A 1,037-nucleotide genomic window follows, 5' to 3' on the forward strand; every position below is an offset into this window, starting at 1 on the left:
TAACATTAAGCTAAGCGGCGCAGTTGCGTGGGGCATAATGGCGAAGCCGCCCCGCGTAAATGCGTCCGAGCGACCGAAGGGAGTGGTCTTAAGCGCCTTGTTATAAGCAAAGCCAGTTCCTTTGGTCTTTTTAAAAACTGTTGAAGCCAGCATACGATTGATTGTTAGCACAAACAAGTAGAACGACTGTGCAGTGATGGTTTTGATTTGACGGGAGCAAGCCGCCACTTGAACTAGCAAACGCATTGGCGCTTACTGGCGGTAAATAAGAATTTGTCGATAAAGCGCCTAATGCGCAACCTTTGAATTGAAAGCGGCGGATTTAAACCTATCACAAGCCAGCGCGATGCAAATGAAAACAGGTGAGGGTAGTTTTACTGGGATTTTCATAAAGCCAAACGCAGTTTAGGCTGACGCCTTATAACCCCCCACTAAGGGGCGCTAACACATGGGCTAAAATTAGGAACGAAGTGACGCAGCCCATGTGTTAGCGTCCCAGCGAGCGGCAGCGAGTGACATAATTTGTTTGTTATACGCAATAGCCAAAATCAACCGCCATATTGCATTACTAAGTAAAAGCCACAAACTAAACATACCGAAACAAAGCAAGGAATGCCAAATAACTGCAGTTTTTGTTTTAGCGCCAGAGACTTTGAGCTAGCTGAAAGAGCAATACAAGGGAGCAATTGTGATATGAAAATAGGAATGATGAAAACGCTTATTGGATAACCAACATAATTTGCAATGAAATCGCCTGCATTACCTACATACCAAATATGAAGTAAAAAGTTGAGTAAGCAAACTAATACAACAAGCCCAATAAATTCCTTTTTACTCACAGGTTTCCTTTTGCGTATAACTTTTCAATAACGGGCGCATGCACGTAGGGCATAATGGCAAAGCCGCCCTGCGTGTATGCGTCCCAGCGAACGCAGTGAGTGAGTTTATTGAGTTGTTAGGTGCGTTCACGATAAGACCTTTATGATTTGACCATTTACGACAGAAAAACCATTTTTGAAGTACCATTGCTCTAATCG

At 43.6% G+C, this 1,037-nt stretch carries 2 protein-coding genes; both read right to left on the reverse strand.

The window, feature by feature from the left end; genetic code table 11:
• Positions 1-246, reverse strand: a 246-nt coding sequence (locus F0261_RS19730) for a hypothetical protein (RefSeq protein ID WP_216600888.1), incomplete at its 3' end; no start/stop codon positions are given.
• 302 nt (positions 247-548) lie between these two features.
• A complete protein-coding gene (locus F0261_RS19735; RefSeq protein WP_171338734.1) occupies positions 549-839 on the reverse strand; it encodes a hypothetical protein in 291 nt (96 codons plus the stop codon).
• Between the last annotated feature and the right edge of the window lie 198 nt (positions 840-1,037).

Origin of the sequence: Alteromonas sp. 07-89-2, assembly GCF_013113925.1 — a bacterium.
GTDB classification, from domain to species: Bacteria; Pseudomonadota; Gammaproteobacteria; order Enterobacterales; family Alteromonadaceae; genus Alteromonas; species Alteromonas macleodii.